At 60.1% G+C, this 12,573-nt stretch carries 13 protein-coding genes; 4 read left to right on the top strand and 9 right to left on the bottom strand.

Features of this window, described 5'->3' with window-relative positions; genetic code table 11:
• Positions 1–63: 63 nt before the first annotated feature.
• The 4 genes from VXM69_RS34685 to VXM69_RS34670 all read right to left on the bottom strand — a co-directional run bounded on the left by VXM69_RS34685 (position 64) and on the right by VXM69_RS34670 (position 4,193).
• Positions 64–810: an SDR family oxidoreductase gene (locus VXM69_RS34685; protein ID WP_059562228.1), complete on the bottom strand. Its 747-nt coding sequence runs from the start codon at positions 808–810 to the stop codon at positions 64–66.
• 124 nt (positions 811–934) lie between these two features.
• Complete coding sequence (locus VXM69_RS34680) at positions 935–1,924, bottom strand: zinc-dependent alcohol dehydrogenase family protein (protein ID WP_059562154.1); 990 nt, start codon at positions 1,922–1,924, stop codon at positions 935–937.
• Between the two features lie 29 nt (positions 1,925–1,953).
• Complete coding sequence (locus VXM69_RS34675; protein ID WP_367190626.1) at positions 1,954–3,300, bottom strand: LLM class flavin-dependent oxidoreductase; 1,347 nt, start codon at positions 3,298–3,300, stop codon at positions 1,954–1,956.
• A gap of 56 nt (positions 3,301–3,356) precedes the next feature.
• On the bottom strand, positions 3,357–4,193 hold the full coding sequence (locus tag VXM69_RS34670) for an alpha/beta fold hydrolase (protein WP_367190625.1): 837 nt from the start codon (positions 4,191–4,193) through the stop codon (positions 3,357–3,359).
• 180 nt (positions 4,194–4,373) lie between these two features.
• On the opposite strand from VXM69_RS34670, the gene VXM69_RS34665 reads away from it, so the two are divergent.
• Together VXM69_RS34665 and VXM69_RS34660 are read left to right on the top strand one after the other, a co-directional pair.
• Positions 4,374–5,273 (top strand): LysR family transcriptional regulator, encoded by a 900-nt coding sequence (locus VXM69_RS34665; protein WP_367190624.1) that lies wholly within the window; start codon positions 4,374–4,376, stop codon positions 5,271–5,273.
• A gap of 479 nt (positions 5,274–5,752) precedes the next feature.
• The gene (locus tag VXM69_RS34660; protein WP_049036459.1) at positions 5,753–6,247 is read left to right on the top strand and encodes an N-acetyltransferase; all 495 of its coding nucleotides are present in this window, start codon (positions 5,753–5,755) and stop codon (positions 6,245–6,247) included.
• Between the two features lie 160 nt (positions 6,248–6,407).
• Here the strand turns inward: VXM69_RS34660 and VXM69_RS34655 are convergent, their stop codons facing one another.
• Together VXM69_RS34655 and VXM69_RS34650 are read right to left on the bottom strand one after the other, a co-directional pair.
• Positions 6,408–6,977, bottom strand: a complete 570-nt coding sequence (locus VXM69_RS34655; protein ID WP_367190623.1) for a GNAT family N-acetyltransferase — start codon at positions 6,975–6,977, stop codon at positions 6,408–6,410.
• A 210-nt stretch (positions 6,978–7,187) separates the two neighbouring features.
• Positions 7,188–7,856 (bottom strand): Type 1 glutamine amidotransferase-like domain-containing protein, encoded by a 669-nt coding sequence (locus VXM69_RS34650; RefSeq protein ID WP_367190622.1) that lies wholly within the window; start codon positions 7,854–7,856, stop codon positions 7,188–7,190.
• Positions 7,857–8,605: 749 nt separating this feature from the next.
• Here VXM69_RS34650 and VXM69_RS34645 point away from each other — a divergent pair.
• On the top strand, positions 8,606–8,839 hold the full coding sequence (locus VXM69_RS34645) for a hypothetical protein (RefSeq protein ID WP_011549124.1): 234 nt from the start codon (positions 8,606–8,608) through the stop codon (positions 8,837–8,839).
• A gap of 217 nt (positions 8,840–9,056) precedes the next feature.
• Positions 9,057–9,488, top strand: a complete 432-nt coding sequence (locus tag VXM69_RS34640) for a GNAT family N-acetyltransferase (RefSeq protein WP_034190424.1) — start codon at positions 9,057–9,059, stop codon at positions 9,486–9,488.
• 354 nt (positions 9,489–9,842) lie between these two features.
• Here VXM69_RS34640 and VXM69_RS34635 read toward each other — a convergent pair whose 3' ends face one another.
• The 3 genes from VXM69_RS34635 to VXM69_RS34625 form a co-directional block, all read right to left on the bottom strand.
• Positions 9,843–10,574 (bottom strand): transporter substrate-binding domain-containing protein, encoded by a 732-nt coding sequence (locus VXM69_RS34635; RefSeq protein WP_200088044.1) that lies wholly within the window; start codon positions 10,572–10,574, stop codon positions 9,843–9,845.
• 342 nt (positions 10,575–10,916) lie between these two features.
• Entirely contained in the window at positions 10,917–11,447 is a 531-nt protein-coding gene (locus VXM69_RS34630) for an OsmC family protein (protein ID WP_049036658.1), read from the bottom strand.
• Between the two features lie 50 nt (positions 11,448–11,497).
• Positions 11,498–12,568 (bottom strand): substrate-binding domain-containing protein, encoded by a 1,071-nt coding sequence (locus VXM69_RS34625; RefSeq protein ID WP_367190621.1) that lies wholly within the window; start codon positions 12,566–12,568, stop codon positions 11,498–11,500.
• Positions 12,569–12,573 lie beyond the last annotated feature (5 nt).

Genomic DNA, 12,573 nt, shown 5'->3' with positions numbered 1-12,573 from the left:
TAAAAATTCTTTGTTATCGGAGCCACGAAACGGCAAGCATTGCGTCACGTGGCTCGTATTGCGTTACGCGCTGTAGCCACCGTCGACAGGAATAATCGCGCCGGTAATGAAGCTCGCCGCAGGGCTGGCGACGAAGGCGACCACGGAGGCGATCTCTTCAGGCCGACCGAAGCGTCCGAGCGCAGTGGCGGCTGCCTGCGCCTCGGCAAAGGGACTGTTATCAGGATTCATCTCGGTATTCGTCGAACCGGTACCGATAACATTCACGGTAATCCCCTTCGGGCCCAGATCCCGCGCGGCGCCTTTGCTGTAGCCCTCGATCGCGCGCTTCGTTGCGCTGTAGTCAGCAAGGCCGGGCCATGTCGATCGCCAGGCGAGCGCCGACGAAATCGAGATAATCCTGCCGCCGCTCGCCATCACCCGCGAGGCTTCTCGAATAGCGGTTACCACGGCTTCGTAATTGATCTTCTGTTGTCGCTCGAAGCCCGATGTATCGGTGGTCTCGGCCACCGTGCCCGTCACGAACACGGCGGCGTTATTGACAAGGATGTCGATCCGGCCGAACCGTTCGACAACTTCCGCAATCAATGCCTTGACCGCTGTTGCGTCCGCCTGGTCGGACTTCAGGGCAATCGCCTTGCCACCGGACGCTTCGATCGTTGCAATGACCTCTCCGGCTGCGATCTCGCTGCTGGAATAACTCAGCGCGACGGTGGCGCCTTCCGCAGCGAGCTGGATGGCGGTTGCGGCGCCGATACCGCGCGAGCCGCCGGTCACAAGCGCAATCTTTCCTTGAAGTGTACTTGCCATGATTTTGTCCATTAAGTAGAGGATGAGTCGCGGGCACCTGGATCGCCCGGATGTTTTTCATAACGCCAGAACTACAAGTTGAAACTTCGTCGAGCGGAAGTTCGCTACAAGTGGCTACCGCAAGCTACAGCGTGACGACGATCCTGCCGATGTGCCGGTTCTTCTCCAGCTCGCGATGCGCGTCGACGATTTGTTCGAACCGGAAGTACTTCGAGATGGTTGCCGTCAGCTTGCCCGCTTCGAGATTGTCGTAAACGAATCGGGCAACCTTGGCCTGACGGGCCGGGGTGGTCGTAATCGAGAACAGGTTATAGCCTCGGATCACGACCTCCTTTGCGAGCGCGCGGAGCATGGGAAGCGGCGTCACTTCGTCGCTTAACGCGCCATAGATCATGACGGTGCCACCCGGCGCCAGGGCGTCGATCAGCTTGGGGAAAGCGGGACCGCCGACCGGATCGAACGCGACAGTCGCACCCGCACCGCCGGTTATCCGTTCGACCTCGCCCACCAGGTCCTGGTCGTCGGTGACGACGACATGGTCCGCGCCCGCCATGCCGATTTGCGCGGCCTTTTCCCTGGTGCGCGTCGTTGCGATGACCTTCGCGCCCGCAAGCTTCGCAACCTGGATCGCACCGATGCCCACGCTGCTCGAACCGGCAGTGATGATCACGGTATCCTTGTCCGTGACGATGCCGCTTTCGATAAATGCGCCCCATGGAGTGATGAAGGGATTCCAGATCGAAACCGCTTCTTCGAATGAAATGGACGATGGCTTCTTCACTGCCGCACTTGCTGGCGCCAGCACATGATCGCCGTACAGGCCGTAGTCGTTCATCGAGAAGGCCGGCATGGTGGAAACCTCATCGCCCACCGCGAGGTGCGTGACGTTTTCTCCCACGGCCTCCACGACGCCCGCGGACTCATAGCCCAGCCGGCCGGGGAGATTGACCGGTTCAACATAGACGCCCGTGCGCCACATCGATTCCGCACGGTTCAATCCGATCGCCCTGACGGCAATGCGAATCTCATCCGGCCCTGGTTCCGGCAATGCGACTTCCTCGATCTTCAGAACATCGGGGGCGCCATATTCAGCAAAGGTGACGATGCGTGCCATGGAGAAATCCTTTATCGAAAAATGAAAAATCAGACAACCGCGCCGGGCTCGTACGGAAAGAAGCGGTTGGACGGCCGCGGAAGGCCGAGATGCTCCCTTAGTGTTCGCCCTTCATATTCGCGTCTGAACAGACCGCGCCGCTGAAGCTCCGGAACGAGCTTGTCGACCACTTCGTCGAGGCCGCCGGGAATCCACGGAAACATGACGTTGAAGCCATCGGAGGCCTCTGTCTCCAGCCACTCCTGCATCTCGTCGGCGATCGACGTCGCGGTGCCGACGAACGCGAAGCCCGAATAACTGCCGGCGGCTTGCGCGAGTGCCCGGATCGTCAGACCTTTCTCCCGGGCGAGATTGACCATGCGCTCGCGCTGCGAACGACCGGCTTCCGTCTCCGGGATCTCCGGCAGTGGCCCATCGGGGTCATGGCCGGAAACGTCGAATCCCAGCATCGAGTTCAGGGAGCCGATACCACTGTCGTAGTGGACGAGACTGTCGAGCGTCGCGCGTCGCTCGAGCGCCTCATCCATGCTGTCGGCTACGACGACAAAAGCACCGGGCAGGTAACGCAGCCTGTCGGATGTGCGCCCGATCGCAGCCATGCGCGCACGAACATCGGCATTGAAGCTGCGTGCGGCCTCCATCGTCGGCGGAGCGCCGAAAACGACCTCCGCGGTTTCCGCCGCGAGCTGACGGCCCGCCGGCGACGCCCCGGCCTGAACAATCACGGGCCAGCCCTGCGGAGGCCGTGCGATGTTGAGCGGGCCGCGTACTGTCAGTAACGGGCCTTCGTGACCAATCGCATGAATGCGTGCCGGATCGACGAAGACCCCACTCTCCGTGTCCCTGACGAAGGCGTCATCAGCGAAGCTGTCCCACAGACCGGTGACGACATCCACGAACTCGCGTGCAAGCTCGTAGCGCTCGTCATGATCCATCTGGGCCTCGTAGCCGAAGTTCAGGGCCGCGTCGGGGTTCGCCGTCGTCACCACGTTCCAGCCGGCCCGGCCACCGCTGATGTGGTCGAGCGACGCGAACCGCCTGGCGATGTGATACGGCGCATCGAAGGTTGTCGAGGCTGTGGCGATCAGCCCGATCCGCTCGGTAACCGCCGACAGCGCCGAGAGCAGCGTGAAAGGTTCGAATGACGTCACCGTGTGGCTCCTCATGAGCGCCGCGATCGGCATATTCAATAACGCCAGATGGTCGGCCATGAAGAAGGCATCGAACTTCGCCTCTTCCAGTCGCCGGATCGAGCGCCGCATCTGGTCGAGGCTGAAATTCGCCTGCGGGTCGGCGCCCGGATAGCGCCACGCGCCCGTGTGGATGGCTGCGGGGCGCATGAATGCACCGAGGTGGAGTGGGCGATGACGAGCCATCTGTCGCTCCGTCGCGTCAGGTGCCGCTGGCCCGATTGACGGGTCAGCGGCTGGTTTCAGGCGTCGAGGAACGTCGTCGCATTGGCGACGAACGTGTCCGGATACTGATAAATCGACCCGTGATTGGAGTCCGGATAGACGATCAGCTGCGCGTTCGGCAGATGCTGCTGGAGCGTGAACGAATGCCTCGTCGGAATAATGACGTCGTTGCTGCCCTGGACGACCAGCACGGGCTGCCGGATCGATTTCAGATACGCCAGCGCGCTATCGTTCGGCACATGCCACTTGCCGATCGCCTCGCCTTGGGCGGCAATGGTTTGCACGCTCACTTGCGGATCGCGATCCTGACGACGCAGCTTGCGCTCGAGAAAGGCAAGGCCGGCCTTCTGGCTGGCTTCGGAAGGCCCGAAATGGACAGCAAGCCACAGATGTTCGGGCGGGTCATAGCTGCCGGCGAAGATTTCCGCGGAGCGGCTTTCCGACATGTCCTGCGAACGATGCCCGGTGCCGACGAGGATGATCTTGCGGACAAGGTCACCGCCCTGCAGCGCGATCTCCTGCGCAACGAAGCCCCCAATCGAAATGCCGAGTACGTCGACCTGAGTCAGGCCCAGCGCGCGAATGAACGCAATCGCATTGGCCCCCATTTCCTGGAAACTCGTCGGCGTGTCGCCCGAGGAGCTGGAGACACCAGCATTATTGAAAAGGATCACTTCGCGATCCTTGGCAAAACCGTCGGTCACTGCCGGATCCCAGTGATCCAGGGTGCCGGTGTAGTGCTGATTGAAGACGAGCGGCAAGCCGCCCGGCTTGCCGAACCGGCGGTAGGCGAAGCGGATGCCGTTGGCCTCGACGAACTGCGTCGGTGCCGTATCGTGACTGATGCTGTTCATGGTTCAATCCTCTGTTCACCGACGCGCTCACCAGGGTGGTGGCAGCCTGCCGGAATTGACGGTTTCTTGCTGCGTTGGAGTCAATATAGAGGTCGGGCACGCCGTGCACTAGCCATGAAACCCGGTTATGATTTATCCGGAAATTGCATAGATAGAACGTCAGGCGCCACGAGGAATACAATGGACATCAACGCGTTGCGGATTTTCTGCCGGGTGGCTCGACTGCAAAGTTTCTCGGCCGCCGCGCGGGAGCTGTCGATCTCGCAATCGCAAGCCTCGCGCGCTGTCGCCAATATCGAGGCCGAGTTGGGCACGCTTTTATTGGCCCGGACCACACGCGCCGTGATTCCGACCGAGGCGGGTGCCGACTATCTCATTCGCGTCGAGGGGGTGCTCGATCAGCTCGACGATGCAGGACAAAGCGTCCGGCAGGACGAGCTTCGTGGAACGCTTCGCGTTGGGATGCCGACGAGTGCCGGCGTGCGGGAAATCATTCCCCGACTTCCCCGTTTTACTGAACGTCATCCGCTGCTACGGATCGAGATCGTGCTCGACGACCGTCGCCAGGACCTTGTCCGGGACGCAGTCGATGTCGCCATCCGTATCGGAACCCTCCCGGACTCGAACGCGACGGCGCGTCTGCTCACGAGCTACGCACGACTGATCGTCGCCTCCCCTGCATATCTCGCCCGATGCGGCACGCCCGTTTCGCCGGACGCGCTCGTCGGTCACCGGATCGTCTATGGGCCCGCGGCCACCGTCAGTACCGCCTGGACATTTACGCAAAAGGAGATCACCACCAACGTGCCGATAGAACCCAACCTGTCGTTCAGCGACAACGAGGGCGCAGTTGCAGCTGCGAAGGCTGGCTTGGGTATTACTTCGATAGGATATTGGGCGTGCCGCAGGGAGCTGGAGGAAGGATCACTCGTGCCGATCCTCACCGACTGGTCGATGGTCGGCACCAAGGTGCACGCCTATTTCCCCCTCGGCCGTGCGACCCGGACGGCGGCCCGTGCCTTCATCAATTTCTTGCTGGAAGAATTTAGCGAAGGCGTCGACGTGACACGCGTCGGATGATGTCGCTGCATCTCCGTCATGCGTATGCCGCGTGTCGATACGTGAAGGGTTGGGTTACCGCTCGTCGAAGAGCACAGCGGCCCGGAAACGTTCAGACGTCAATGCTCCCCGGCGCGAGGCGCGGCCGCATGAAGGTTCACGAGCAAAAATAGAGCATCGCCTGGCGCTTCGTCAGGTTCCGTTTATCTTCTGATTACTGGACGGCGCCCAAGTTTTAGTCAGCTCGCGGCTCAAACCTCGGCGGCACATGAGACATCGATACCCCGGTTATCTGGTGGCCAACGAAAACACGCTCGATTTCCATGACAATCTCCTTTCACGCAAAGGGAGATTGAGTGTGCGCCTCTACCGGCGGCCGCTATCCGACCCGGAAGCGACCTTCAACTTCCCATGAAGCGGATGCTAGCGCCATGTTGTGCTGCGTGTGTTCATGGGTAAATCGACTTAGAATTGCGCCTCACACTTCGAACAAGCGCCAGATGGTCACAGTCCGCCCTCTCAGCATCGATTCGGATAGCGATTACGCGAATGTATCGCGCGTCTTTATCGAAGCCGCCTCTTATACTCAACTGGTCGAAGGACGGTCGCCCTCCAAAGAAGATGTTGATGATTTCTTCCACGGCAAGCCTGCAGGTAAAGATGGGGGAGATAAATCAGTCTTCGGGTTTTATGTCGGGCCAGACATGGTTGGCTGTGCCGACGTGATTCGCGCATATCCAACTGACGACTGCATCTGGATCGGACTGCTGTTATTTTCCGATGCCTACCGGAGTCGTGGTTACGGAAAGACCGCGTTAGCGTTGCTCGATGCCCTGGCGCGTGAGTGGGGCTTCCGCAGGGCGCAACTCGCGGCCGTTTCGACGAATCCGCGTGCGTTCGCATTTTGGCAGCGCGAGGGATTTGAGGAAATCCGACGGACGACCAATCCGCGATTTCTCGGAGAGTTGATCGTCATGGAGCGCCCCATTCGGTAGCTGCGTCGAATGGCTCAAACGGGTGGCGGTTTGAGGCAGTGCAGGCGGCAATTAGCTGCCGAACAACGACTATTGAGCGAGGGCTGACGTGGCCTTGGTTAGCCAAAGTGGAGGCGGCCTCGACCGGCCGCTCCCGGCCGAAAAGGGTCTGACAGCTTGCTCAGTCGTCCAATTCGATGCGATAGCGAAGCGTCTCGGCGAATCCGTAGGCCGACGGTTTTCTGAAACGCTCGATCAATACGCCATTGCACGCAGCGATTACCTTCTGCGAGGCGATATTCTCCGGATCAACTGTTAGTTCGACATAGGGGAGACCTTCCCCCTTTGCTTCGCCCAGCATCAAATTGAGCGCCTGCTTGGCGTAGCCGTTACCCCTCTTCCATGGCACAACCGAAAAGCCGATATGTCCGAGTACGTATGATGGCAATTCGGCGGTTCCGACCTGCCAACGAAATCCGATTGCACCGCTGAAATCACCGTCCCATATCCAACGGACAATGCTCGGGAGCCGCGCGACAATCGAGCCATCAGGTAAAGGAATTGGACCACCCGATGCAGCTGGATCGTCCAGTCCGTCCACGAATCGCTCAGCATCTATGTCAATCGCATCCAATTGTTCACGCGCAGCGATCTCCTTACGCACGTTGTCGGGCGACCATCCGGCCTCAAGCGCCGAAACGTAGCTCGGCAGCAAAGCGGTCGTCGGTCTCAACAGTTTGATTGTGCTCATGCTGATCGGTGCGTGTCTGGGAAAGATGATTGTCGACAGTTTAATCGGCGGCGGCGGGCGTCTCAAAATGGTCGAACGTGGCCGGCCGACACCCTGTGATACGCGACCGGCGGAGATCGACCCGCAAGGAACAGTCGCTTTTCTACGAAGCAAACATTCAAAAACCGAACACGGTCCATCCGCACAATTGATGCGAGAGAAGGGGCAACTTCAATCCTCATGCGACGTAGGACGAATTTCTCCGAAATCGCATCGATGAACCTGTCCGAATAGCTCGACTTCATTGCCATCGATGACAATCCCTGCACCGTCAGGACATGCATAGAGATCCGGGATTGTAGAAGACAATCTCAACTGATCTTGGGTAACACTGTCAGAATTGAAGTGTGGCCAAAAATGGAAATCAACAAGGCCAAGTCCCGCATGATCGATTAACGGCTCATCCCGAACGTCGCCACACAGTAACGCCGAATCCACGCTTGGTGTCATCAAGATAGCACCCGCGCTTACACCGACCAGCACGCCTCCTTCCGATACGTATCGGGTCAGGATCGGCAGTACGTTTTTTCGCTGTAGCCACGATAAGAACGAGAACGTATTTCCGCCTGAGAGATGGATCGCATCACATGACAACAGAGTTTTCCATTCTGCTTCCGATGTCTCTTGACTAGGGTCTACGTACACAGCCAAATTCGCACCGATCCCAGCATAGTAGTCAGCTTTACGCTGGAAGTAAGCGCGCTCGAGATCACTGGTCGCAGGGATATACCCAATCCTTGGCTGCGGTCGCCCGATCAACCGTAGAAGGCGATCATCCATTTCTTCATTAGCTGGAATCTCCTGGTCACTGTATAACGCCAGTTTTCGATAAAAGGACATGCGGTTCCCGAATTCGTTTCGAACTGGTTGGATTTTGTTGCCGAGGCACGCGGCGCGCTCACGTCACCGTGAAGTGTCGTTCATCCTAACACTTCGGTCGAATGGCTCTTAGTGGCCGGGAGCAGGCGGACGCAGTTGACCCCGAATGTCCCGCAACACCGCTTTTCCAGCATAGATGACCGAGCTTGAGACAGAGAGCGTCCTGTCTGAAGTCAGCGCTTCGACCGGCCGCGCGGTGGGCCGGGAATCGGTCCAGAAATCAGGACGTTACCACCGGAACCCTTGCTCCACTACGCGAATTGACAAATTTAATGCGGACGTAGGCGAGTTGACGGCATTATTTTGATGCGACCGTCAATAAAGTCGTCAATTCGCGGGACGGAGGCCTTGATCCATGAGAATTCTGGAGTGACGGAATTATTTTGCTCTACGCCAAAGCGGTCGTTCAAAACCTCTGGTTCGTCGGGGTGTTAGTGGCTCCGTGGTCAGCACACGTCTTGCGACCCGATCATGCCACCCGGTCGCAAGACGTTGCTCAGAGCGTCACTTCGACGCAAGGCGGCGCTGACCTGAGGCGGGATTTTGTAGCCACGCTCGATGAGTACGCGACTGCGGAACCATTCCCGATTAAATCGCTTCTCGCGCAGCGTGCCGTTGGAACCTTCAACGGAGTCGTTCTGCCAAGGGCGGCAAGAACGAACACAGCGTGTACGATCTGGTCTTCAAGAAAACCATCCAAGGAGAGTGGAATGAATCCGGAACAGGCCCGAGCCGAAGAAACCCAGGCGATGGAGCGCATGGTGGCCGCCACGCTGCGCGTGCAGAGTACGTTCGCCTCGATGCAGAAGCAATTTCCGCCGCAAGGCAGCGGCGAGCCTTCGCCGTTCGCGCTGCAAACCTTCGATGCCGCCCTGCAGGAACTTGAAGACGCACAGGCCGCGTTCGATGCGCTGCTGAACGATCTGATCGACGGTAACCGCTAAAAGCTACGCCCTTACCTGCACCGATTGTCGACGATCTAAAAAGCTGTGTCGAACGGCCGTTCGTGGCCGAACGTGGCCGGCCGACGCCTTGTGATACGCGACCGGCGGAGATCGACCCACAACAGTCCTTCGTCTTTCTCGCTAGCGGATATCGGGCTGTGAGATAAGGCGGATTTGTGTGTAAGAATTCACATCCTTTAAACCCGGGTCACACGCCATGAGTCAGAGTCGTCGCACCAATGTCAACGTTCGACGGCTTACCCCGGCAGAATGGGCGCAAGCCTTTCCAGTCATTTCCCAATTGCGCTCACTGGACGAAGCGGAGTTCTTGAAGCGAGTGCAGCGGCAATCGCATTCTGGTTTCGAGCTCGTGGGAGCGTTCGAGAACGGCGAGCTTCTCGGCGTCATGGGGATGAGGCCGGTCCACACGCTGGCGCGCGGAGCGCATCTGCACATCGATGATCTTGTCGTAACTGCCAAAGCTCGGGGAAGCGGTACAGGTCACGCGTTGATGGCATATGCAGAAGCCGACGCACGGGCTCGCGACATGAGTGCCGTGTTTCTCGACGCGAGACCAGAAGCTGTTTCCTTCTATGAGCGTCAGAACTTTGTGCTTCACACCGCACCGTCGATGAAAAAAGTGCTCTAGTCGAGCGACGAGACGCAGGAATGTCGAACCCGGGCCTCCGACCGCCGCAGTCGGTCGTCGTTCGTCCCGCGTCGTCGAACTTCCGCAAACGATCCGCTCGAAACCCGCCCCCCAGCGAAACAACACGCGCTGATTGTCAACAATCTGGCTGCTCGTGCCGAACGGCCGCTTGTGGCGCCGGCTGCAGCCCATCATGACCGATTGAATCCGCAACCCGAAGCGGCCATGCGGTTTCCTCCCGGGCAGCCATTCAATTCGATCGGTTCGAGATCGATTGTTGGACGGGCGCCCGAGAATTGACGGCAATCCATCAAGCTCTCCCGACTGGCGATTATCGGTTGACAGCCGCCATGCTCACCGCTCGAGAGCAGGATCGATCTCGTTGGACGACAAGCCGAATACCGCCATTCTGGCCCGATGGTCCGGTGAACCCAAATAAGAACGGAGTTGCCGGTTTACCGCATTGCGCAACTCGCTGTTTTGCGGGTCGAACGAGAATGCGCCGAGTGGGGGCCTCTGTTGCTTGCCATTCGCTTCCGGCTCGTGCGGCACGGCCTCAAGCGCTGAGGCTCCAATCCGATCCGCAACAATGCGATTTCCCAGCGCCGTACTCGCGTACGCGTCGATCGTGCCGGAGAGAACCGCATCAATCGCGTCGGCTTGGTGCGCGAAGACGGCTATCTGGTCATCGCTTATGCCCGCCTCTTTTGCCGAGTCGTGCTGAACCTGTCCGGCAATGATGCCAAGGCGGGCGTCGGAGCGTTTGGCGAGTGACGTGTAATTGTTGAGGCCCTTCGGGTTACCGGCCCGAACCAGAAAGCCGTCGCCGATCCCCCATACAGGTTCGCTGAATGCGACCGATCTGGCGCGTTCAGGCGTAATGAAGAGCGGAACGTTCATATCCCAGCGTCCAGTTGCAACGCCGGGCAGCAGTTCACTGAATGTCGTCAGGCGATGCTCGATCCGCGTGACGCCAATCGCCCGAAGAACGACACCGGCCAGTTCAATATCGGCACCCGAAGCAGTTCCTCCGGGTTCCGTCCATCCAAAAGGGGGTTCGTCAATGTACGCAATCGTTACCTTCATCGCCATGTCTCGCGAAATGGGACGGCCACCGCATCTGGCGCCGATTGGTCATGATTCTACCCATACACACGGATGTTCGTTCCTGAGCGGAATCCATCAGTAAAAGCCAAGCCAATACTGCCCGACAGTCCTCCCAGGTGGGTCGGATTGCGACGCTTCTCCTTAACGATTCGCATACCGAATCGTATATGGATCATGCCTCGACGGTTGCCTATCGAAGGCCGACACACCGACTCGATCCGCACCATGTTTGCCGCGCCCGGCACGACGAAACGCGAAACCACAATGAAACCCGCATGCGAATGCCGCGAAGCTGCATGAACGAATCGTCAGTCCGGCGCGTCAACCTTGCGTATGCCTCAATTCGCCGCCGATATCTTGCGGCAGCCTCAGCAAGTTGAAGATCGGACAGACCGCCTCGACCGCCTGGTGCAACGCGCGAATGGCTTCAGGCGGCTCGGGCGACACGATGTCGAGCGTATAGCGGATGTTGTGCGGGAATACCGGAACATGCTCGAACCCCGGCTGCTGTGCGAGTGGATGCTGGTCGCCGGTGACCTCGACCGCGATCGAGTCGACCTTCAGGCCACGCTCCGCGGCCTGAATCAACGTGATATGCGTGAGGCAACTGCCGAGCACGCCAAGCTGCAGCTCCGGCGATGCGGGCCCGAGGTTATAGCCCGCGAAGTCCGGCGGACTGTCGCTGATCACCTGGAAGTCGCGAATCCGGATCTCGCGCACGCCGCTGCGACCGAGCGCGCGCACGGTCGCCTTCAGCGGCGTCGCCTTGAATTCCGGATCGTTGCGGGCCGCCTGCTGCTTCGCGTGCCACGCATCGCGCTTTTGTACGAGATAGTCGTTGAGAGTCGTCATGGTCGAATCATGGGTAGATTGCGCGGATCGCTCGCTGCATTCGCACGCGATCAGTCGACCGCCGGAATCCATGCGGCAGTCGCCGCGTCGCTTGCCCGGAATGCAGGGAACTTCGCGCCGAGCTCGGCCACGGTGCGAATGTCGTTTTTCACGAGATCGTCGCGCGTGATCAGCGTCGGCTTGACCGCGATGCGCGCGCCCGGGTTCTGGCCGGCGACCAGCAGTGCGGCCGCGCGCACCGACACGGCGCCGACGACCGCGGGATTGGTCGCGGCCGTCGCGACCCACGCGCTGTTGGGCGCACGAATCGCCTCGATGTCGGCCGTCGAGATGTCGGCACTGTAGATGCGGATCTTCGACGACAGCTTCGCTTCGTCCGCGGCGAGCTTCGCGCCGCGCGCGAACTCGTCGTAAGGCGCAAAGACGACGCGGATATCCGGATTCGCTCGGTACGCCGCGGCCGCCTGATTCGCGACCGATTGCGCGATCGGCGTGTCGACGGTGCCCCAGCGCGCCTTCTCCTGCACCTTCGGGTGCGCGCGCTTGAAGTCGCGCCACGCGGCGTCGCGCCGGTCGAGCGGCGCAAAACCGGCAACGTAGACGTACCCGGCCGAAAACGCGTCGCCGTTGTCCTTGACGGCCTGCCCGAGCAGCAGGTTCGCGAGGTCGCTATCGTTCTGCTCGATCTGCGGCACCTTCGGGTTGCCGAGATCAACGTCGAACGCGACGACCTTGATGCCCTTGTCCAGCGCACGCTGCACGACGTCCTTCAGCGACTCCGGCAGGCCGTGATTGACGATGATCGCGGACACCCCGACGCTGATCGCCTGCTGGATCTGCTCGCGCTGCTCGGCCGCATCCTGCCGGCCCTCGTAGATGCGCAGGTCGATGCCGAGCGCACGCGCCTGCTTCTGCGCGCCGGCCTCGTACGCCTGGAAGAAGTCGCCGGTGGACAGATAGTTGACCAGCGCGATCTTCACGCCGCCCTTGTCGAACGGCGCGGGCGCCCCCTTGAGCGGACCGGCCTGCACGGCGGGTACGCCCAGCGCAGTCGCGAAACACAGCACGAGCGCACCGATCTTCAGATCGACGCGCGATTTCCGGCGAAGCAACGAGCGCATGGCGA

The organism is Burkholderia sp. Ed8, assembly GCF_040761425.1.
Lineage (GTDB): Bacteria > Pseudomonadota > Gammaproteobacteria > Burkholderiales > Burkholderiaceae > Burkholderia > Burkholderia seminalis.
Note: the sequence above shows the minus strand (reverse complement) of the source record. Positions and strands in the feature narration are given on the sequence as shown.

What these genes read in the sequence shown, in the direction of transcription:
- VXM69_RS34685 (WP_059562228.1), bottom strand. Translation starts at nt 810, where the DNA reads ATGGCAAGTACACTTCAAGGAAAGATTGCGCTTGTGACCGGCGGCTCG.
- VXM69_RS34680 (WP_059562154.1), bottom strand. Translation starts at nt 1,924, where the DNA reads ATGGCACGCATCGTCACCTTTGCTGAATATGGCGCCCCCGATGTTCTG.
- VXM69_RS34675 (WP_367190626.1), bottom strand. Translation starts at nt 3,300, where the DNA reads ATGGCTCGTCATCGCCCACTCCACCTCGGTGCATTCATGCGCCCCGCA.
- VXM69_RS34670 (WP_367190625.1), bottom strand. Translation starts at nt 4,193, where the DNA reads ATGAACAGCATCAGTCACGATACGGCACCGACGCAGTTCGTCGAGGCC.
- VXM69_RS34665 (WP_367190624.1), top strand. Translation starts at nt 4,374, where the DNA reads ATGGACATCAACGCGTTGCGGATTTTCTGCCGGGTGGCTCGACTGCAA.
- VXM69_RS34660 (WP_049036459.1), top strand. Translation starts at nt 5,753, where the DNA reads ATGGTCACAGTCCGCCCTCTCAGCATCGATTCGGATAGCGATTACGCG.
- VXM69_RS34655 (WP_367190623.1), bottom strand. Translation starts at nt 6,977, where the DNA reads ATGAGCACAATCAAACTGTTGAGACCGACGACCGCTTTGCTGCCGAGC.
- VXM69_RS34650 (WP_367190622.1), bottom strand. Translation starts at nt 7,856, where the DNA reads ATGTCCTTTTATCGAAAACTGGCGTTATACAGTGACCAGGAGATTCCA.
- VXM69_RS34645 (WP_011549124.1), top strand. Translation starts at nt 8,606, where the DNA reads ATGAATCCGGAACAGGCCCGAGCCGAAGAAACCCAGGCGATGGAGCGC.
- VXM69_RS34640 (WP_034190424.1), top strand. Translation starts at nt 9,057, where the DNA reads ATGAGTCAGAGTCGTCGCACCAATGTCAACGTTCGACGGCTTACCCCG.
- VXM69_RS34635 (WP_200088044.1), bottom strand. Translation starts at nt 10,574, where the DNA reads ATGAAGGTAACGATTGCGTACATTGACGAACCCCCTTTTGGATGGACG.
- VXM69_RS34630 (WP_049036658.1), bottom strand. Translation starts at nt 11,447, where the DNA reads ATGACGACTCTCAACGACTATCTCGTACAAAAGCGCGATGCGTGGCAC.
- VXM69_RS34625 (WP_367190621.1), bottom strand. Translation starts at nt 12,568, where the DNA reads ATGCGCTCGTTGCTTCGCCGGAAATCGCGCGTCGATCTGAAGATCGGT.